The organism is Arthrobacter sp. zg-Y750 (assembly GCF_020907365.1).
In the GTDB taxonomy this organism is placed as follows: domain Bacteria; phylum Actinomycetota; class Actinomycetes; order Actinomycetales; family Micrococcaceae; genus Arthrobacter_B.
Genome location: NZ_JAJJOC010000016.1, coordinates 179421 through 199549 on the forward strand (window position 1 = coordinate 179421; position 20129 = coordinate 199549).

At 65.2% G+C, this 20129-nt stretch carries 17 protein-coding genes; 10 read left to right on the plus strand and 7 right to left on the minus strand.

Translation table 11 applies throughout. The features are described from left to right. Nucleotides 1-41: 41 nt before the first annotated feature. Nucleotides 42-2801 (minus strand): glycoside hydrolase family 3 protein, encoded by a 2760-nt coding sequence (locus tag LOC57_RS11745; RefSeq protein ID WP_229959866.1) that lies wholly within the window; start codon nucleotides 2799-2801, stop codon nucleotides 42-44. Between the two features lie 278 nt (nucleotides 2802-3079). Here LOC57_RS11745 and LOC57_RS11750 point away from each other — a divergent pair, with 278 nt between their 5' ends. Next, entirely contained in the window at nucleotides 3080-4015 is a 936-nt protein-coding gene (locus tag LOC57_RS11750) for an alpha/beta hydrolase (RefSeq protein WP_229959868.1), read from the plus strand. 46 nt (nucleotides 4016-4061) lie between these two features. Here LOC57_RS11750 and LOC57_RS11755 read toward each other — a convergent pair whose 3' ends face one another. Continuing rightward, a complete protein-coding gene (locus LOC57_RS11755) occupies nucleotides 4062-6818 on the minus strand; it encodes a beta-glucosidase (protein WP_227926803.1) in 2757 nt (918 codons plus the stop codon). A 356-nt stretch (nucleotides 6819-7174) separates the two neighbouring features. Then, nucleotides 7175-7657 (minus strand): hypothetical protein, encoded by a 483-nt coding sequence (locus tag LOC57_RS11760; RefSeq protein ID WP_229959870.1) that lies wholly within the window; start codon nucleotides 7655-7657, stop codon nucleotides 7175-7177. Between the two features lie 172 nt (nucleotides 7658-7829). Here LOC57_RS11760 and LOC57_RS11765 point away from each other — a divergent pair, with 172 nt between their 5' ends. Beyond that, a complete protein-coding gene (locus LOC57_RS11765; RefSeq protein ID WP_229959872.1) occupies nucleotides 7830-8219 on the plus strand; it encodes a hypothetical protein in 390 nt (129 codons plus the stop codon). Here LOC57_RS11765 and LOC57_RS11770 read toward each other — a convergent pair. After that, a complete protein-coding gene (locus LOC57_RS11770) occupies nucleotides 8216-8827 on the minus strand; it encodes a phosphatase PAP2 family protein (protein ID WP_229959874.1) in 612 nt (203 codons plus the stop codon). The two genes, LOC57_RS11765 and LOC57_RS11770, sit on opposite strands and share 4 nt — an antisense overlap. A gap of 309 nt (nucleotides 8828-9136) precedes the next feature. On the opposite strand from LOC57_RS11770, the gene LOC57_RS11775 reads away from it, so the two are divergent. The 8 genes from LOC57_RS11775 (at nucleotide 9137) to LOC57_RS11810 (ending at nucleotide 15896) form a co-directional block, all read left to right on the plus strand. Beyond that, nucleotides 9137-10468 (plus strand): MFS transporter, encoded by a 1332-nt coding sequence (locus LOC57_RS11775; RefSeq protein ID WP_229959876.1) that lies wholly within the window; start codon nucleotides 9137-9139, stop codon nucleotides 10466-10468. Beyond that, nucleotides 10461-11438: a carbon-nitrogen hydrolase family protein gene (locus LOC57_RS11780; protein WP_229959878.1), complete on the plus strand. Its 978-nt coding sequence runs from the start codon at nucleotides 10461-10463 to the stop codon at nucleotides 11436-11438. The genes LOC57_RS11775 and LOC57_RS11780 overlap by 8 nt, the downstream gene beginning before the upstream one ends. Nucleotides 11439-11495: 57 nt before the next feature. Beyond that, nucleotides 11496-12203, plus strand: a complete 708-nt coding sequence (locus LOC57_RS11785) for a GntR family transcriptional regulator (RefSeq protein ID WP_229959880.1) — start codon at nucleotides 11496-11498, stop codon at nucleotides 12201-12203. Beyond that, nucleotides 12200-13000, plus strand: coding sequence for an N-acyl homoserine lactonase family protein (locus LOC57_RS11790; RefSeq protein WP_229959882.1), 801 nt, complete (start codon nucleotides 12200-12202; stop codon nucleotides 12998-13000). Before LOC57_RS11785 ends, LOC57_RS11790 begins: the two co-directional genes overlap by 4 nt. Next, entirely contained in the window at nucleotides 12990-14189 is a 1200-nt protein-coding gene (locus tag LOC57_RS11795) for an alpha/beta fold hydrolase (protein ID WP_229959884.1), read from the plus strand. The genes LOC57_RS11790 and LOC57_RS11795 overlap by 11 nt, the downstream gene beginning before the upstream one ends. 10 nt (nucleotides 14190-14199) lie before the next feature. Further along, complete coding sequence (locus LOC57_RS11800; protein ID WP_229959886.1) at nucleotides 14200-15114, plus strand: NAD(P)-dependent oxidoreductase; 915 nt, start codon at nucleotides 14200-14202, stop codon at nucleotides 15112-15114. Further along, nucleotides 15111-15512, plus strand: coding sequence for a carboxymuconolactone decarboxylase family protein (locus LOC57_RS11805; protein ID WP_229959888.1), 402 nt, complete (start codon nucleotides 15111-15113; stop codon nucleotides 15510-15512). Before LOC57_RS11800 ends, LOC57_RS11805 begins: the two co-directional genes overlap by 4 nt. A 90-nt stretch (nucleotides 15513-15602) precedes the next feature. Next, the gene (locus tag LOC57_RS11810; protein WP_229959890.1) at nucleotides 15603-15896 is read left to right on the plus strand and encodes a putative quinol monooxygenase; all 294 of its coding nucleotides are present in this window, start codon (nucleotides 15603-15605) and stop codon (nucleotides 15894-15896) included. A gap of 155 nt (nucleotides 15897-16051) precedes the next feature. Here the strand turns inward: LOC57_RS11810 and LOC57_RS11815 are convergent, their stop codons facing one another. From LOC57_RS11815 to LOC57_RS11825, 3 genes are all read right to left on the minus strand, one after another. Continuing rightward, a complete protein-coding gene (locus tag LOC57_RS11815; RefSeq protein ID WP_331460665.1) occupies nucleotides 16052-17500 on the minus strand; it encodes a basic amino acid/polyamine antiporter in 1449 nt (482 codons plus the stop codon). Nucleotides 17501-17798: 298 nt separating this feature from the next. Next, the gene (locus tag LOC57_RS11820) at nucleotides 17799-19070 is read right to left on the minus strand and encodes an arginine deiminase (RefSeq protein WP_229959892.1); all 1272 of its coding nucleotides are present in this window, start codon (nucleotides 19068-19070) and stop codon (nucleotides 17799-17801) included. Nucleotides 19071-19327: 257 nt separating this feature from the next. Continuing rightward, nucleotides 19328-19846, minus strand: coding sequence for a hypothetical protein (locus LOC57_RS11825; protein WP_229959894.1), 519 nt, complete (start codon nucleotides 19844-19846; stop codon nucleotides 19328-19330). Nucleotides 19847-20129: the final 283 nt, after the last annotated feature.

Consider the following 20129-nt stretch of genomic DNA (forward strand, 5'->3'; position numbering starts at 1 on the left):
GGGCTCCCTGCTTTGCACTCCTGCGCTCAGCTAACCAGCAGCTACTCCACCGTGATGAACCCCGCGAGCCGGGTGTCATTCACGGAGCTGCCCACGTAAATGGGCACCTGCCCGGTCGGTGTCACCCAGCCGTTCGCCGCGGTGTCCCAGTACTGCAGGGAGCGCGGATCCAGGTCGATGTTCACCGTTCCGGCCGCCCCGGGAGGCAGCGTGATGCTGGCGTACCCGGCCAGCTGCCGGGCCGGCGTCGGGATGACCGTGGGCAGGTTCCCCACGTACACCTGCACCGTTTCCTGCCCCTCGCGGGTGCCCAGGTTGGTGACCTGCACCGAGACTTCCGCCGCCGGATCCGCGGCGTCCACCACCGGCGTGGACAGCAGGTTCCCGTACTGGAACCGCGTGTAGGAAAGCCCGTGCCCAAACGGGAACAGCGGCGTCAGGCCCTGCGTGGTGTAGGACTTGTAGCCCACAAACACGCCCTCCACATACGGAACCACCGGATCCACCTCGTTGATCAGGTAGAAGGTGTTCTGCTGCCCGGCCTGCGTGGCCTGCTGTTCGGACACCGGGAAGGTGACCGGCAGCTTGCCGGACGGGTTCGCGTCCCCGTACAGCAGCGAGGCCACCGCGGTGCCCTGCGCCTGCCCGGGATACCAGGTTTCCAGTACTGACGGCACGGCATCCAGCCACGGCATGGTGACCGGTCCGCTGGTGGCCAGCACCACAATGGTGTTCGGGTTCACCGCGGACACGGCCCGGATCAGCCGGTCCTGGTCCTGCGGCAGGGTCAGCGTGCCGCGGTCGGCGGCCTCCCCGGTGTAGTCGCGGGCGACGACGACGGCCACCGAGTTGCGCGAGGCGACGTCCACCGCTTCCTGGATGGACGGGGACAGGGCGTTCTCCGGCGCGAACCAGCCCAGCCGCATCATGGCGCCGGGCTGGTCATTGAGGCCGCCGTTGAACTGGTTGGGTGCGTCCGTGGTGTATTCCACCCGGATCGGCACTTCCTGCCCCGCCGCCAGGTTGATCGCGGATTCGGTCTGGTTGTAGGGCGCCGGCTCCCCGGTGCTGACCAGGGTGTTGTCGATGTACAGCCGGGCGGTGCCCAGATGCGCCATGGTCAGGGTGTAGTCCCCCGTGGCCGGAGCCACCAGGGTTCCGGTCCACACCACGGACATGGGCGCGGAGACCAGCGGGACCGGCAGTCCGGGCACCTGGGAGGTGTTGATGGTGTCCGCGGAAATACCGGTGCGCAGGTTGATCTGCCGTTCGGAGCGGGCCACCACCGTCTCGCCGGTGAAGTTGTTGATCCCACTGCGGTATTCGGCCTGCACGTTGGTCAGCACGGTGCTGGGGATCGGCGGGGCGCCGGGCAGCGTGTCGGCCAGCGACACCGGGTCGGTGCCGGCGGCGTATTCCACCGTGGCGTCCCCGGCCCGGGCGGTGATCCCGTCCAGGATGGTGGTCAGCCGTGCCGGGTTGGGAATGGCCCCGGAACCGCCGCCGTCGATGTACCAGTCGGCGTCGGAACCGATTACCGCCACCGAAGGCGTGGTGGAGGCCAGCGGCAGCGCGCCGTCGTTCTTCAGCAGCACCGCGGCGTCCTCGGCAATGTCCTCGGCAATCACGGCGTGCGCGTCCAGCTGGTTCGCGGGCACCGGCACGTTGGTGGGCTGCGGGTTCACGAAGGATCCCGGAGGCGGGTTGTCGAAAATGCCCTTCGCGAACATGGTCAGGGCCACCCGCCGGGCGGCGTCGGTCACCCGTGCCTCGGACACTTGCCCGTTCTGCACCGCCGCCAGCAGCGCCGGCCCGGAGAACTCCAGGCCCGGCCCGGCGACGTCGAGCCCCGCGGCGTAGTCCGCGAAACTGTGCGCGGCGTTGAAGTCCGAGGAAACAAACCCCCGGAAGCCGAGCTGGGTCTTGAGGATCCCGTTGAGCAGCGGCGCGTTGCCGCAGGCGAACTCGGTGTTGACCTTGTTGAAGGAGCACATGATGGCGCCCGGATCGGCGTCCCGGACCACGGTTTCCCATGGCCGTGTGTAGGTCTCCTGCAGGGTCCGCTCGTCCACTTCCACGTCCACGTGTCCGCGCCGGGATTCGAAGTTGTTCAGGTTGTAGTGCTTGACCAGGGCGGAAATGTCCGCACCCTGCTCGCCCTGCACCTGCGAGGCGGCGATGGACCCGCTGAGCAGCGGATCCTCGCCCAGGTCCTCCCACATCCGCCCGTTGTACGGGGTTTTGACCAGGTCCATGGTGGGCCCGGCGAGGGCGTTCCAGCCGGTGGCGCGGGCTTCCTCCCCGCCCACCGCCCCGTAGGCGCGGGCGTAGGTGTTGTTGAAGGTGGAGGCCAGGCCGACGCCGACCGGCAGCGCCGTGGTCACGGTGTCTTCCAGCGCCAGGCCGCAGCAGCCGTCTTTGCTGCGGATGGCCGGCAGGCCGAGCTCGGGCACGCCGGGGCCGCCGCTTTGGACCAGATAGTTGACCTTCTGCTCCAGGGTCATGGCGTTGACCACCAGCAGGGCCCGCAGCTCCGGGGACAGCGAGGCATCGCGCCAGGGCTGGTCCTCGACCTGCTGCGGTTCGGGGGCGTCCAGGTTTATCGCTGGTACAGCGGCTGCGACGGTGGCCCGGACGGTGGCCGGGAAGCCGGCAGCACTGGCGGACGGCAGGAAGCTGGTGGTCGCGAGCAGTGTCCCGGCCAGCAGGGCCAGCGACCTTCGGAGGAATTTTGCCGGGCTCGGGGAGGTGGATGTACGACGACGGCGGGGCGGCCCGCCGGTGCTGCGGTTTTCTTCCATGGTGGTTTCCTCATACGGGCCGCGTTCACCCCCTGGGCGCGGCGGCTACCGCTGGACATCCGCCGGGTGTTACGGGCGGATCAGGACACGACGGGGCGCTCGGTGTATCCCCCGGTGAGGCCGCCCCGGCCGCTGGACTGCCGGACCGAAAGTGCGGGTGCGGCGAGTGATGCCGGAGACGCTATGGAGGCGTGCGGGCAGGGTCAACCGAGATGTGCGGGGTTGGCTGCGGGCCGTGCTAGATTGCTTGTCCCATCCGGCGACTCCAGGAGCAGCACATGCAGGTCCACCCCCAGGCACAGGCTTTTCTCGACCTCCTGAAGGATGCCCCGCCCTTGGACACCCAGACCGCCGAGCAGAACCGCGCTGATCTGGAGAATGCCCTGCCCCTGACCGGCGCCGCTGTTGACCTGTTTTCGGTCCGGGACCGGACTATTGCTGGGGTGCCGGTCCGGGTCTATTCGCCGGACGCACCGAACGGGACGCTGCCCGGGGCAGTTGCCTACTTCCACGGCGGCGGCTGGGTCCTCGGTGATCTGGAGATCGCAGACACGACGGCCCGCGCCCTCGCGCGGCATTCCGGCGCCGTCGTCGTCAGCGTGGATTACCGCAAGGCGCCCGAGCACGTGTTTCCCGCGGCAGCCGACGACGCCGAAGCGGTCACCCTTGCCCTGCTCTCCGGGGAGTCGGGGCTGGCCATCGATCCGAACCGGGTGGCCGTGGCCGGGGACAGTGCCGGCGGCAACCTGGCAGCGGTCACCGCCCAGCAGTTGGCCGGGCACATGCCGCCGCTGGCGCACCAGGTGCTGGTTTATCCGGTGACCGATGCCCGCGTGGGCTCCACGGCGAGCTACGCCGAGTTCGCGGACGGGCACTTCCTGACCCGGCGGGACATGCAGTACTTCGTGGACACGTACGCCGGTGGTGCGGACCGCGACGATATCCGGCTGTCCCCTGCCCGGAATCCTGATCTTTCCGGTGTGGCCCCGGCAACCGTGATCACCGGCGAGTGCGATCCGCTGCGGGACGAGGGCGAGGCGTATGCCCGTCAGCTGCGGGAGGCGGGCGTGCCCACCACCGCGGTGCGCTTCGGCGGGCAGGTGCATCCCTTCCTGTACATGGCCGGATTGATTGACGACGCCGGCGCGGCACGGGAGTTCATCGGCGCCCGGCTCCGGCAGGCCCTGGCAGCGGACGCGGTCCTGCCCGGATAGGAAAACAGGGGCCCGGAGCGTAGCGCTCCGGGCCCCTGCGTCCGGGTTAGACCACCGTGATGAACCCGGCCAGCCGGATGTCATCCACGGAGCGGCCCACGTAGATGGGCACTTGGCCGGTGGGGGTGACCCAGCCGCCCGCGTTGACGTCCCAGTACTGCAGGGACTGCGGATCCAGGTCGATATTCACCGTCCCGATCCCGCCGGCCGGCAGCGAAATGCTGCCGTAGCCGGCCAGCTGCCGGGCCGGCGTCGGCACGCCGGTGGGCAGGTTCCCCACGTACACCTGCACGGTTTCCTCACCCGGATAGGTGCCGATGTTGGTCACCTGCACCGCCACTTCGGCGTCCGGATCGTTGGCGTCCACCTCCGGCGTCGCGAACAGGTTCGCGTAGTCGAACCGGGTGTAGGAGAGCCCGTGCCCGAACGGGAACAGCGGCACCGCGCCCTGGGTGGTGTACGCCTTGTAGCCGACAAAAACGCCCTCGGCGTACGGCACCACCGGGGACACCGTGGTGAGGAAGTTGAACGGATACGGCGGGGTCACCGCAGACGCCTGCTGGTCGCTGACCGGGAACGTGACCGGCAGCTTGCCGGAGGGGTTCACATCCCCGAACAGCACGGACGCCACCGCCCGGCCCTGCGCCTGCCCGGGGTACCAAGCTTCGAGGACGGAGGGTACCGCGTCGATCCACGGCATGGTCACCGGGCCGCTGGTGGCCAGCACGACCACGGTGTTCGGGTTCGCCGCAGTGACCGCGCTGATCAGCGCGTCCTGGTTCTGCGGCAGGGTCAGGGAACCGCGGTCCGCGGCCTCGCCGGTGTAGTCCCGGGCCACGATGACGGCCACGGAATTGCGGGAAGCAACGTCCACGGCCTCCTGGATGGAGGGCTGCAGCACGCCGGCCGGCGGGGTCCAGCCCAGCCGGATCATTGCGCCCGGCTGGTCGTTCAGTCCGCCGTTGAACTGGTTCGGGGCGTCGGTGATGTATTCGATCCGGATCGGAATGCGCTGGCCTTCGGCCATGTTCACGCCGATTTCCTGCGTGGCCAGGTTGTCCGCCGGCTCGTTGATCACTTCCGCACCGTCCAGGAACAGCCGGGCGGTGCCAAGGTGGGTCAGCGAGAACGTGTAGTTCCCGGTGGCCGGCGCCACGATGGTGCCGGTCCACACCGCCGTCATGGGCGAGGCGGCCAGCTCCCCACCCACGCCGGGCACCTGGGAGGTGTTGATCTCGTCCGCGGAGATGCCGGTGCGCAGGTTCACCTGCTGTTCGGTGCGGGCCAGGGTGGGGGTTCCCTCGAAGTTGTTCAGCCCGAGCCGGTATTCGGCATTCACGTCGGTCAGCACTCCGCTGGGCAGCGGAGGCGGGCCGGGGATGGTGTCGCCCAGGCCCACCGGGTCGGTGCCGCGGGCGTATTCCACGCTTGCGTCCCCGGCCCGGGCGGTGATGCCGTCCAGGATGGTGGTCAGCCGTGCCGGGGTCGGCACGGCACCGGAGCCGCCGCCGTCGATGTACCAGTCGGCGTCGGAGCCGATCACCCCGATGGATGGAGTGCCCGCTGCCAGCGGCAGGGCGCCGTCGTTCTTCAGCAGCACCGTGCCCGCCTCGGCGACGCTCTGTGCAATCGCGTCGTGCGCGTCCAGCATGTTCGCCGGGATGGGAATATCGGTGGGCTGCGGATTCACGAAGGTGTCGATGGGCGGGTTGTCCACAATGCCCTTGGCGAACATGGTGCGCGCCACCCGGCGGGCGGCGTCGGTCACCCGCGCCTCGGACACGGTGCCGTTCTGTACCGCGGCCAGCAGGTTCGGGCCGGAGAATTCCAGCCCCGGCCCGGAGACGTCCAGCCCGGCGGCGTAGTCCGCGAAGCTGTGTGCGGCGTTGAAGTCCGAGGTGACAAACCCGGCGAACCCGGTCTGCGTCTTGAGGATCTGGTTCAGCAGCTGGTCATTGCCGCAGGCGTACTCACCGTTGACCTTGTTGAAGGAGCACATGATGGAGCCGGGATCGGACTCCTCCACCATCTGCGCCCAGGGCCGGACGTAGGTTTCCTGCAGCGTCCGCTGGTCCACCAGCACGTCCACGTTTCCGCGCCGGGTCTCGAAGTTGTTGAGCATGTACTGCTTGGGAAGGGCGGAGACGGAGGCGCCCTGCTCGCCCTGCACCTGGGCGACGGCGCTGTCCCCGCTGACCAGCGGATCCTCGCCGAAGGCCTCCCAGAGCCGGCCGTTGTAGGGGGTTTTGCCCAGGTTCATGGTGGGGCCGGCAATGGTGTTGTAGCCGGTGGCGCGGGCTTCCTCCCCGGCAACGGCACCGTAGGCGCGGCCGAGGGTGGGATCGAGGGCGGATGCCAGACTCAGCCCCACCGGGAGGGAGGTGCTGGGCTCGGTTTCCAGGGCCAGCCCGCAGCAGCCGTCCTTGCTGCGGATGGGCGGGATGCCGAACTCGGGAACCCCGGTGCCGCCGCTCTGGACCAGCAGTTCCACCTTCTGTTCCAGGGACATGGCGGCAACCACCAGGGTGGCCCGCAGGTCCGGGGAAAGGCTGGGATCGCCCCAGGGGAACTGGGAGATGTCCGGCGGGGCGGCCTGCAGGATGTCTACGCCGGTCTGCGCCGGTTCGGCGGCCACGGCGGCCACCGGCAGGAAGCTGCCGGCCATCAGCAGTCCGGCGAGCAGGGCGGTGGTTCTCTTGCGGATGCTTCTCTTGGGGATGGTTTTGCGGAAGATGTGTGGGGTTGGCCGGGACCGGGTGGCCCGGCGGCGGGGTGACTGGTTGATACTTCGCTTTGGTTCCATGGTGCTTCCCTCATACGGGCCGCGTTCACCCCCTGGGCGCGGCGGCTACCGCTGGAATCCGCCGCCACTGGCGTGCGGACAATACGCCGCCGGGGCTCCCCTGCGTCCCCCACGGGGTGCCCCGGCCGCTGACCTGCCGGCCCCGTCAGTGCGGGTGCGGCGAGTGATGGGGGAACGCTATGGAGGCGTCCGGGCAGAGTCAACCGAGATGGGCGGGGTTGGGAGCGACGCGGGCAGATTGGTGCTGCCGAGGGGGTGCGCAACCAAGGTGGACAACCAGGTTGAGCAGGGCCCGCCCTCCCCGGCAGGGGAACCACTGCCCACAGCGCGGCGGGCGGGCAGGATTTACAGGGTAATTACCGGAAGGTTCGTTCAAAGGGGTTGTCGCTGTCGCATTCCTCGGGCAGCAGGGCCATGGAGAGCAGGTAGGCCACCTGTTCGGCGGCGCGTTCGGTTTCGTTCCAGTCCAGCGAGCGGGCGAGCATCCGGCGGATGCCCTGCCGGCTGCCGACGTGCTGGAACACCGAGGGCATGGTGGTTTCCACTCCCCCGCAGCCGCGGTGGCGCAGCAGGATGTGCCCGAATTCGTGGCAGGCGGCGTGCGTGCGGTGCAGCCGGTGGTCGCCGGAGGGCAGCAGGATGATGGACTTGGTTTCCTTCTCGATCCAGAGCCCGGTGACGGACGGGATCACGGAGGAGTCAATGTCGCGCAGTTCAATGGGTTTGCCATGCGTTTTCGTCACGGCGGCGAGCAGGTCATCGAACGTGACGTGCTCGTCCAGCTCCAGGGCGTCGACTACCGCTTTCGAGGTTGCCCGCTTCGGCTTCCGAAAACGCATTGGCATTGCTTCCCCCTGTTGTTTCACGCGTCCGTGTTTCACAAGTTGCGTCTATGGAAAGAGACTGAACCGACTTTATCGCACGTTGGGGTGGGAGTTGGTGGGGGGCAGGCGCGGGGTGCCTGAGGAGCGAAGGAGGTCGCTTCCCCCCAAACCGGCACGATAATGGGGCATGGATAAGCGCAGGGTGCTGCTTCGAGCGGTGAAGGTGTTCCACACGGTCGCGTGGTTCACCATTGAGGGTTGCATGCTTTACGTGCTGGTTGCCGGGATCCGGAAACGCTCCGACCGCAGGGCAGGGGCCGCGGCCGCGGTGGTCGCTGCTGAGACCTTGATCTTCGCCGGCAACGGATTTCATTGCCCGCTTACGGCGGTGGCGCGGGATCTGGGAGACGAAACCGGATCGGTCACCGACATCTATCTCCCCCGCTGGCTGGCAAAGAACCTTCCCGCCATCCACGTCCCACTGATCATTCTTGCGCTGGTTCTTCACAGACGGAACATTGCCGCCCGAAAGGCTGTGGAGAGGAACAACGTGCAGCCCGCCCGCGTGAGCGGTTAGGGCAGCAACAGGGCCGCGGCGAAGGCCAGGCAGCCGGCGGCGTGCCCGGCCAGGACCTGCGTGGGTGTGTGGTCGCCGAGCTTCACCCGCGACCAACCGGTGGCGGAGGCCAGCAGCAGGGCCAGCGCCGCTCCGACTGCCGGGATGGGGGCCAGCAGGGCCAGCCCGACGTAGGCGGCGACGGCGGAATGTACCGAAAGCTTCCACACCAGGTTCGCTCCCAGGCACAGCATCATGCCGATGAAGACCCCGCCAATTTCGCCGAACAATTCCGCCGGGGCGTCCAGCAGGACCAGGATCAGTGCGCCGATGCCCATGCACGCTGCAGAAGCACCCAGGATCGGAGCCCGCTGGGTGCGCACGCCGATGTGGTGGTCACTCACCTTGCCGCGGTGTTTTAGCACCAGGATCCCGGCGAACGGCAGCCCAACGGTGAACAGCGCCGCGAGGGTGCCCTGCAGCCAGGTCACGCCCGGCGTGAGCAGGGGCTGGAGCAGCAGGAGGATCCCCACCAGGACGGTCGGGGCGGTTGTTTCGGTGACGATGCGCGCCGCGCGCGTGGAGGCGGCGGAGGCTTGCGGGGTGTGCTGCTGGAGGGTTTCGGGCATCAGTCGATCCTACTGGGAACGGCGGGTGTCGCCGTCGGGCGGCGGATCGCCGACGTCGGGCGGCGGATCGCCGTCGTCGGGCCGCCCGGATCACCGTCGTCGGGCCGCCCGGATCACCGTCGTCGGGCCGCCCGGATCACCGTCGTCGGGCCGCCCGGATCACCGTCGTCGGGCCGCCCGGATCACCGTCGCCTCTCGCGGAACCACAACCCCGCCAGTGCGTGTGACCCTTGACACACCGTACGTGGGGGATCTACGTTTCTCGTCATACCGTATTACCGTCATACGAGCCCCCTTTGGAAGGCAGCTATGTCCGAAATACCGACAACGTCGTCGTCACCGGTAACGAGTTCCGCTGGCTCGGTGGTGAAGGAAGCCCGCTACCCATTCGGCAAACGCGAGATTGCCGTTGGTATCGGCAACTTCATGGAGTGGTTTGACTTCGCGATCTACGGCTACTTCATTGCCCATATCAGCGCCACCTTCTTCCCCACCCACGACGAAACCTCCGCCACCCTTTCTGCGTTCGCCGTTTTTGCCGTCGGATTCCTAGCCCGCCCGCTCGGCGCAGCGATTCTTGGCCCCTTGGGCGACCGCTACGGCCGGCGTCTGGTGCTGATGATTTCAGTGCTGGTCATGGGTTTGTGTACCGCCCTGCTCGGCATGACTCCCGGTTTTGACACCATCGGGATTGCGGCGCCGATCATTGTCACCGCACTCCGGTTTATCCAGGGACTGTCCGTGGGCGGCGAGTGGACCAGTTCCGCGATGTTCCTGGTGGAAAGCGCGCCCGATTCACAGCGTGCAACCCGTGCAAGCGTTGTTTCCGCTTCGGCAGCCATGGCGTTCATTGCAGGCACCGGGGTCGCGCTGCTCATCAACACTGTCCTGAGCGAAGAGACCGTAGCTTCCTGGGGCTGGCGCATTCCGTTCATCCTCAGCCTCGTGCTCGGAGTGATTGCGGTTTATATCCGCCGCAGCCTCGATGAAACGGTGGTCTTCCAGCAACTCGAAATCCGCCGCGACGCCGGTGAAGTGATCCACACTTCCCAGAGTGTCTTCTGGCGCGGCTTCCTCATGGCTTTTGCCATCGCTGGCATTTTCGGGGTTTCCCTGTACTACGTGGTGACCTACATGAACAACTACCTGCAGCAGGTTGCAGGCATGAGCACCATCGCGGCATTGACCGTCTCCATCATCGGCCTGGTCATTTACGCCCTCCTGAATCCGGTGGCGGGCATGGTCTCGGACCGGATCGGGCGGCGCCCGATGGTCATCATTCCCACGGTTGGTTTCGCTGTCCTGGGCTACCCACTCTTCCTGATGCTTTCCACCGGTGAGTTCTGGGTGGTCCTCGCAGCGCTCATCATCTGGGCGGTGCTGCAATCCATGATCGCCGTGATGGGTGTTGTCGCCATGGTCGAATTGTTCCCGGCTTCAATCCGTTCCACCGGATCATCCCTGGGATACAACGTTTCCTATGCCCTGCTGGCCGGCCCCGGCCCACTGATCGCCACCTGGCTGGTCGCCTCCCAAGGCCCCGTCGCGCCGTCGTACTACCTGATCGCCGTCGCTGTCGTCTGCGGTGCGATCCTTATTCCCCTGATGCCCGAGACGCGACACAGGAACCTCCATGACTAAAAGAGTGGCCGTAGTGCAGGCAGCATCAGCACTGTTTGATACGCCGGCCTCCGTAGGCCGGGCGGTGTCCCTCATCCGGGAAGCCGCCGGCAACGGCGCGCAGCTCGTCGTTTTTCCAGAGGCTTTCCTTGGGGGCTATCCGAAGGGTGCGGGATTGGACTCCTACGTCGGCCGGCGTACCCCGCAGGGACGGGAGTTGTTCCGCCGCTACTTCGAGTCCGCCGTGGAATTGAACGGAGCGGAGCTGCGAGAGGTGGGAGAGGCTGCCCGGGAAGGGCAGACCACCGTCGTGATAGGCGTGATTGAACGCCTGGGCAACACCCTCTACTGCACGGCCGTCACAATCGGCCCCTCGGGCCGGATACTGAATATCCACCGGAAGCTCATGCCCACCGGATCCGAACGGCTCATTTGGGGATTCGGCGACGGGTCTACCATCGATGTCGTGGACACGCCCGTCGGCCGGGTGGGCGCGGTCATTTGCTGGGAGAACTACATGCCACTGCTGCGGTGTGCCATGTACGCCCAGCAGATCGAACTGTACTGCGCCCCCACCGTGGACGACCGCCCCACTTGGCTGCCCACCATGACGCATATTGCGCTGGAAGGACGGGTGCATGTGCTCAGTGCCTGCCAGATACTGCGGAAACGGGACATCCCGGTTGAACTGGAGCCCGAGCTGCCCCAAGAGCAGGAATTGGCCCTCCGAGGCGGCAGCGCCATTATTTCGCCGCTCGGCGAACTGCTGGCCGGGCCGCTCTTTGACGAAGAGGGTATCCTCTACGCCGAAATTGACCTGGCTGACCAGACAAGGGCCCACCTCGACATGGATGTGGTGGGGCACTACGGACGCCCCGATGTTTTCCAGCTGCGCGTGGACCGCCAGCCGAAGTCTCCGGTCACATGGCTGGATAATCCGGTACCCCTCGCGGGTCAGTGGGATGTCCCCACTGCAAAGGCACCAGACTGAGTGTGTCTGCTCCGCGCAGATGCACTTCGAAGAAAAGACCGGGTAAGGAATAACGCTATGACCATCCAAAAGACTGCAGCACCTCTGCGAGAGCAGATCGTCGAGGCCATCCGGCGGGAAATCATCAATGGGTCCTTCCGCCCGGGAATGCGTCTGAAGGAAAAGGACCTCATGGAAAAGTTCGGCGTCAGCCGGACCGTGATCCGTGAGGCCCTGCGGCAGATGGAATCGGAGCGGCTCGTGCGCATTGAACCGAATGTGGGCCCGATCGTGGAACGCCTCACCGTGGAGGTAGCCACGGAACTTTACGAAGTGCGGGAAGCCCTGGAATGCGCCATCATGCGGCTGGCGGCTCGGCGCCGCGACAGCACGGACATTGCGGACATGGCGACCCTGATGGTCGAACTGCGGGATTCGCTCCATGCCGACGTCGAGGACATCACGGCCATCAAGGACCGCTTTTATGCACTGCTGGTGTCCATCTCGCGCAACCACACCATCGGGGAAATGCTGCAGAACGTGCAGACACGCATCAGCCAGTTGCGGCGTCTGACGCTCTCCTCCCCCGGTAGGGGCGAGCAGATGCTCCAAGAGATTCAGGCCATGGTGGATGCGGTGGTCGACGGCGACGAGGTCCGGGCGCTGGAACGCGCCAGGACCCACGTCCACATTGCTCGGGACATCGCCCTGGCACACCTGAGGAGCGAAACCCCTGAGAGCCTATCCGGAACCGAATATCCAGAGCCTGAGGGGGCGCGTTTATGACACGGCAGGAATGGGAAATCCTGATTGTCCGGCACGGACAACGCACCACCACACGCAGCGACGCGTACCTGAATTACGACTGGTACAGCGAACCCGACGCCGAGTACGCCATGGGGTACTACTTCTGGGTGATCCGCAGCGCGCAGACCACCATCCTCGTGGACACCGGTTACGCGGCCGCCCCGGCGCTGGCACGGAACCGCGAAATATTGGTGGATCCGCTGACGGCGCTCCAGAACCTGGGTGTCACAACCAGTCCCGACGCCCTAATCCTCACGCACGCGCATTACGACCACATCGGCAACGTGGACCGGGTCTCGCCCCGGCGTGCCTACATCGCCCGGAAAGAGTATGAGTTCTGGACCGGCCCGCTCGCCGGGAAGCCCTTGTTCGCCAATTTCGCCGAGCCTCGGGAAATCGCTGAACTGGTCAAGCTTCATGACGCGGGAACGCTTGAGCTTGTTGACGGGATTGTCCAGGTCGCGGACGGCGTCCGCATGATTCCGGTCGGCGGGCATACCCCGGGCCAGAGCATCGTCGAGGTGGATACCCCGTCGGGAACCGTGCTGTTGGCCAGCGATGCCGGGCATTTCCACGAGGAGATCGAGAAGGACATGCTCTTCAAATCCATGGCGGACTGGCCCACCTCCTACGGGGTGCTGGAACGCATCCGGGATAGCGCCTACGCCGGCGTCATCAGCGGCCATGACATCAGCGAGCTGGACCGGCACGAGCGGCTGGAAGGCACTCTGGGGACATTCGCCAGCACAGTGAAAGCTACTCATTATGTGGGATAACGGCATCCAGGCCCTGCGGGACGACGTCGAGTTCGGGGCACTGTCCCGCGGCGCCGAGGTGGCTTTTGAACTGCTCTCCGATTGTGGCGGCCTCACCGTTCACCTCAGCGGGGGTAAGCTCTTGGACGCCGAGCCCGGCCAGGTCGATTTTTCCCTGCACGGCACCGATGGAACCTGGCAGCGGCTGCTGGATCCAGCCCCGGAACCGCAGTGGCAGTCCGTGTTGTCCTGCCTGCTGCGCGGCGATCTGAGCCTGACGGGATCCCGGAAGGTTCTGGAACAACACCTGCAGATAGTCCGCCGTGCCCACGAGGTCCTTCGCGGCGCGCCGTCAGCAGATGAACCGGTTCCCCCGCCGCCGCCCCTGCAAGGCAGTTACCACCGCATCGAACACAGCACCTACGGGACATGCGATGTTTTCGTGGAGCGTGCCGGCAGCGGTATCCCTGTACTGTGCGTCCCCACGGCGGGCAGCGACACCACGCAGTTCCACGGACTTGCGGGGTGCCTGCCGGAGGGGATCGAACTGATCTGCCTGGACCTGCCGTGGCACGGGAAATCGCAGCCGGCCTGGGGCAGAACAGGAACCGATTACACCCTCAGCGAGAACGATTACCTGACAACCGTGGTCAGCGTGGCGCAGGCGCTGGATCTGGATCACCCTGTCATTTTGGGTGCATCCATGGCCGGCGCCGCCGCAGTCCGGGCAGTTATTCGTTACCCCGATGTATTCCGTGGTGCGATTGCGGCGCAAACCTGCGTGCAGGTGGGCAATCGGACAGCGCCCTGGTTTGATGCCATGGATGTGAACCAGAACATCGCCGCGGCCGAATGGACCTTCGGCGCCATGTCGCCGTCGTCCCCGAAATTCTGGCGCGACCGCGTGTGGTGGGGTTACACCAGCGGCGGGTACGGCACCTATCCCGCGGATATCAAGAGCTATGTGGCGTGGGATTTGAGTAACGAGCTCAGCACCCTGGACGAGTCAACCCTGCCCATAATCCTGCTTGGCGGAGCCTACGACACCACTGTCCCCCCGGAAAAAGTGAAGGACCTTGCGGCCAGGATCCCCAACGCCGAATTCATCCTGATGGAGGATCTGGGCCACTTTCCCCATGCGGAGGCACCGCGCAGCTTTGCCCGGTATCTGCAGAAAGCATTACAGCAACTATCCATAAGTGGTTCTTAGGAGCAAATACATGACAGTCCTGTTTATTGGGCTTGGCACCATGGGTGAGCCCATGGTGCGTAACCTGCACGGTTATGCCGGCGATAGGCTCACGGTTTTTGATGTGCGCCCGGACGTGACGGAAAAGCTGGCCCGGGACTTATCCGTGTCCGGACTTTCCACGCTGGCGTCCGTACCGAGGTCCGTAGACACCGTTGTACTCATGTTGCCGAACTCCGCGATCGTTGAATCGATCCTGCAGGGTGAGGACGGTCTCTTGGCGCGGCTCGCCACGGGGTCGCTGGTTATCGACATGAGTTCTTCGGAACCGGAAAGTTCCAAGTCCCTCGCTGCGGCCGCGGCACAACGCGGCATCGACTATCTGGACGCCCCCGTCTCCGGCGGCCAGCGCAAAGCCGTAACCGGCGAACTGTCCATCATGGCCGGCGGTACGCATCAGGCGTTCGAACGATCCAAGCCGCTGCTCCAGTCCATGGGCAGCGCCGTCCACCACATCGGCCCTGCCGGCAGCGGAGATGCTGCGAAGGCCCTCAACAACCTGCTTTCCGCAACAAACATCGTTGCCGCTGCCGAAGTCATCACCGCAGCGGCGAAGTTCGGCATCGCACCCGAGACCATGGTGACTGTCCTGAACGCGTCTACAGGGCGCAGCCAGGCCAGCGAGGTGAAGTACCCGAACCACATCCTGACCGGAACCTTCGACTCGGGATTCGCCTATGACCTGATGCTCAAGGACCTGCGGATCGCCCAGGGCCTCACCGGGGGCATCACCACACCCGTCACCGACCGGGCGCTGACCGTTGCCGAAGAGAACCGTCCCCTGCTCGGAGAGCATCCGGACCACACCGAGCTGGCCCGGTACTACGAAACCATCACCTCCATCAAAATCAGTAACACCGGGGACGACGAAAGGACCCAAGAATGAGTGAAGCACAGGAATACATCGACCAGATGGCCACCAGCCGGGGATATGTCCTCGACTATCACAAGGTAATGGCCGCGGCCGACTTCCCTGCCCTTCAAGCGGCCAATGATTTGGTCCAGGCCGCCTATCTCAGCGAACGGCTGCTGGACCGCAAAACCAAGGAACTTCTGTTCATCCTCAGCCTGACCGTCATGCGTGCCCCCAAACCGCAGCTCAAGAGCCACATTCAGGTGGGCCTGAGTCTGGGCCTCTCCCCTCAGGAAATCCTTGAGGCCATCGAGATCTCGCTGCCCGAGGCCGGCATCGTCTCGTTCCAGTACGGCGTGGAGGCCTGGGCCGAGGTCGTCGGTGCAGAACGTCTGGAACCGACTGTTTCAGTCCATACCGGCACCGAATAGGCTCCGGCGGTATCACTGCCCCCTCGGGCCGTGCTTTCGGGTACGGCCCGAGGGGCTGCTGACTCTTCTTCGACTACTAAGGAAGTAACCGTGCCCGAGAAGACCTTCGACGTCGTGGCCATGTACACCGTCAAGCCCGGTTCCGAGAACGAAGTACTTGCGCAGGTGCGGCTGCTGGCTGAAGCCAGCAGGAATGAGGACGGCAACCTCCGCTATGAGTATTTCCGCGGAGTGGAAGACCCGCTCAAGGTCGTCATTCTGGAGTCCTACCGCACGGCTGCCGATTTTGACGCCCACCGGGCAAGCGATCATTTCGAGCAGATAGGCGTAGGCCGCATCATTCCGCTGTTGCAGGAACGGACGGTATCCATCTACGGGTCCTGACCGGTTAGGACCGGCGACGCTGGCGGGAGCGCTGGGCGTTCTCCACCCTCGTGACTTACCCACCTCAGAGTGCACGCCGTTGGACGTGCCCCTACCGGTGCCGGTTGTGGAAAGCGTACGGTTCTGCTTTGTGGCCAGCCCGCCAGTCCGCTGGCTCAGAGCTCTATCCAGCCCCTGGCCAGGGCGAGCACGCCTGCGACAGCTCCGGCCAAGGTAAGAAGGAAAAGGATAATTTCCCCTCCCCGGAAGACGCGCTGCCGTTGTTCACGGCGCGCGATCACAAACAGGACGGTGGCGGGGGCATAGAAGAGCATCGAAAACAGCACCAGGGACAGCCCGGCGGCGTAGACCAGGAACACCGAGTAAATGGTGGCAGTGACGGCAATGGCCAGGTCGCCCCGCCGAATGCGGCTCGGGGCTCCTTCATACGTCTCGCCGCTCCAGCCGAGCTTCAGGGCGTAGAGCGCCGCGAAAAGGAGGGAAAACAGCGTCAGGACCGCGGTCATGTCCAGTGCGAAGTCGAAGGCGTCCCCGGAGAAGTAGGTGATGACCATGACCAGCTGGCTGAGCAGTGTGCTCAGCAGCAGGGCGTTGACCGGGACATCGTCCTTGCTGACCCGGGACAGGAACCGCGGCATGTCCTTCTCCGTGGCTGCCACGTAGAGAACCTCCGCTGCCATCAGGCTCCAAGCCAGGTAAGCCCCCATCACTGAAATGATCAGGCCTGCGCTGACGAACACCAGCCCCCAGGTCCCCACTCCCGCTTCCAGGACCCCCGCCATGGATGGTTGGCGCAGCTCGGCGAGCTGTTCCATCGGCAGGACGCCGTAGGAGACGATCGTGACCGACGCAAAGATGGCAAAGACGCTCAGGAAGCCGAGGATGGTCGCCCTGCCAACGTCCTCCCGCCGTCGGGCATGGCGCGAATACACGCTGGCACCTTCAACACCCAGGAACACGAACACCGTCACCAGCATCGTGTCCCTGACCTGCTCGAACAGCGGCCCCGTGTAGTCCGCCCCGCTAAGGTTTCCCGCGAAGACGGCGGGGTCGAACAGAAAGACAGCAAACAGCACAAAGACCAGGATGGGAACAACCTTGGCGATCGTGACTATCCGGTTTATGGCCGTGGCTTCCCTGATGCCGCGCCTGATCAGGAAGAAGAATCCCCACAGCCCGGCCGAGGACAGCACGACGGCGAGGAGGGTGTCCCCTGCGCCCAGCTGCGGAAACAGGGCTCCCAGCGTGGACATGGTGAGCACCCAGTAAGTGACGTTTCCAACACAGGCACTGGCCCAGTAACCCGCTGCGGAGAAGAACCCCACGTAATTCCCGAAGCCGGCCTTGGCGTAGGCGAAGACCCCCGCATCGAGGTCTGGTTTGCGCATGGACAGCCGCTGGAACACGAAAGCCAGCATCAGCATGCCGGAACCCGCAATCAGCCAGGCGACCAGCGCACCCCACACCCCGGTTTCCTCGGCGAAGCGCTGGGGCAGGGAAAACACCCCGGCCCCGACCATGGACCCGATCACCACAGTGGTGAGGGTCAGCAGGGAGAGTTTGGCCGCTGGGGCTTTGTCCCCTGAAGCAGGCGCATTAGACACGTTTCTTTTCCAATCGGATGTTGCGGCCACTGAGGCAACACCGCTTAGACATCTGTGGAGGTGACGGACCGCTTCCTCCGGAGGCTCCTCCGTCAGCGGCTCACCACAATCCTCTCAGAAGGAGACGACGGGGTCCGAATCGGTGGCCAGCGCCCGGAGGCGGTTGCCGAAGGGGTCCTTGCAGTGGAAAGGCGTGTACCCGTCAAAGGCCGTGCGTTCGCTGGAGTCCACGTCGAAACCGTGGCCGGGACCGCGGTCACATGCCAGCCGCGGCCCCCGCCCCCCGCCGTCGTCGTCGTCAGTCGAGCGGATCGCGGATGATCGGGCAGGTCATGCAGTGCCCGCCGCCGCGGCCGCGGCCCAATTCGGCGCCGACGATCGGGATGACCTCGACGCCGGCGTTGCGCAGCGCCGCGTTGGTCTGGGTGTTGCGGTCGTAGGTGAACACCACGCCCGGCTCCAGGGCGACGGCGTTGTTCGCGCTGTCCCACTGCTGGCGTTCGCTGGCGTGGTAGTCCCCGGCGGTCTCCACCAGGCGCAGCTGCTTGTAGCCCATGGCTTCGGCGACCACGTCCACGAAACGGCGGTCCCGGTGGTCGCGGACCTCCAGGCCCGGGGCCTTGTCCGAGGGGTGGATGGTGAACGGGTGGATGCCGTCCACGATGGCCGGGTGGATGGTGGCCAGGTCCCGGTCCGCGAAGGTGAACACGGTGTCCAGGTGCATCGCCGAGCGCAGCTTGGGCATGCCGGCGACGACGATGCGTTCTGCTGCTTCGTCCTGAAACAGGGCCTGGGCGAGCTGGGTGATGGCCTGCCGGGAGGTCCGCTCCCCCATGCCCAGCAGCACGGTGCCGTTGCCCACGGGCATCACGTCGCCGCCTTCCAGGTAAGCCTGGCTCCAGTCCTTTTCCGCGTCGCCCCACCAGATTTTGGCGCCTACGTAGTCCGGGTGGAACCGGTAGATGGCCTGCATCAGCAGGGTTTCGTCGTGCCGTGCCGGCCAGTACAGCGGGTTCAGGGTCAGCCCGGAGCCGATCCAGCAGGTGGTGTCCCGGGTGTAGAGGGTATTGGGCAGCGGCGGCAGCAGGTACTCGGGCCGGCCGGTGGATTCGCGGACCAGGGCGACGTAGCTGCCGAGGTAGTCGTCGGGAACGTCCGACGTCGTCAGCCCGCCAATGAGGTAGCGCGCCAGCTCCGCGCCGGTGAGCGAATCCAGGAAAGCCCTGGTGCCGGCGACCAGGCCGAGGCCGACCCGGTTGGCGATGATCTTGCGGTCCAGCAGCCAGGTGCGCGCTTCGGGCATGTCCATGGTGGCGCCGAGCAGGTCGTTAAGTTCGACGACGTCGACGCCGCGGTCGGTCATCTGGGTGACGAAGTCGGCATGGTCGCGCTGGGCGTTCTCCACCCACATCACGTCGTCGAAGAGCAGGTCTTCGCGGTTGGTAGGGGTAAGCCGTTCGTGGGCGAGGCCTGGAGCGCAGACGAGGACCTTGCGGAGTTTTCCGACCTCGGAGTGCACCCCGTAGGTGGCGGCGGGTCCTTGTGCGGCGGCGGGGGCGGGGGAAGGCATGGGTGACTCCTTTATCAGCAGGCTTAGCAGCATCCTTCCAGATGGAGGGGCGGGGACCGAATCGGTCGGGGCCATATGGGGACGACCGAGCGGATGTCATAGACGCCAAGTACTTCTATGCCGCGGTCGGAATAATGCCCATGCCTTTGCACCCACTTTGACGTTCCCCGCTGCTTCTGGGTCACCCCATAGACTTGGGACCCACCCAGCAAGTCGCGCCTCAGCTGCAGTCGCGCGGCGGGCATCTTGTGGATGCACTAAACCTGCGCGGTAACGTCTTGGCCCTCCCGGGAATCAGCCCCCTGGCCTGGAACGGCTCTTTTCAATGCTAGTGCTTCCTCAATATCGATTTTCTTGTTCGTGTTCCAAAGCACGCCGATAAGCAGGACGCCGATACCAGCGGAGGTCCATCTCAGCACCATCCAAGGAACTGTCGAGTTATCGATGATCCAAAAGCTGAAACTTAGAGGAATCCATATGAGCAACACTGCCAAGACCTCGACCAGATTCATCCTCTTAGGAGCGGTACGGGATAGGAAATCCTGACACGCTTCATGTCCTCTGGCCAAGAGCTCTCTGTGTAGCTGTACCGCCACCCGCTGTGCTTCATCTTCTTCGGCACTTGTTTGCATTTTAAGCGTTTCAGCTAACGCAAAAGACTCTGTAGCCAGGGAAAAAGCCCGAGATTTGCGGCTTGACATACTGAGAATTGTGGCTACCGAGCCCACCGCCGTCGCAAATATACCGACAATTAACTCGATGTCGACAGGCTGCAACGCCCCTCCTTTCCGACCCTCAGCCGGCCGATGCAATTTACGGACAGCCGCGGTTTCGGAGATTTTTAGGCACGGCGTTCCTGTATGAACTATGAAGAGCGTAATTCTAACCGCATGTCGATATGGCGTAACAAAAAGGGCGGCACAGCTGCCCCGAGGCGCATTTGGTGGACGGTCAAAGGCTGAGTTATGTGCCATGGACGCCTGTGTCTATCTCTAGGGAAACGGGCATAGTTTAGACGCATACCCGTGACGCTGACCGCGGACGCGCTGTCGTACCTAA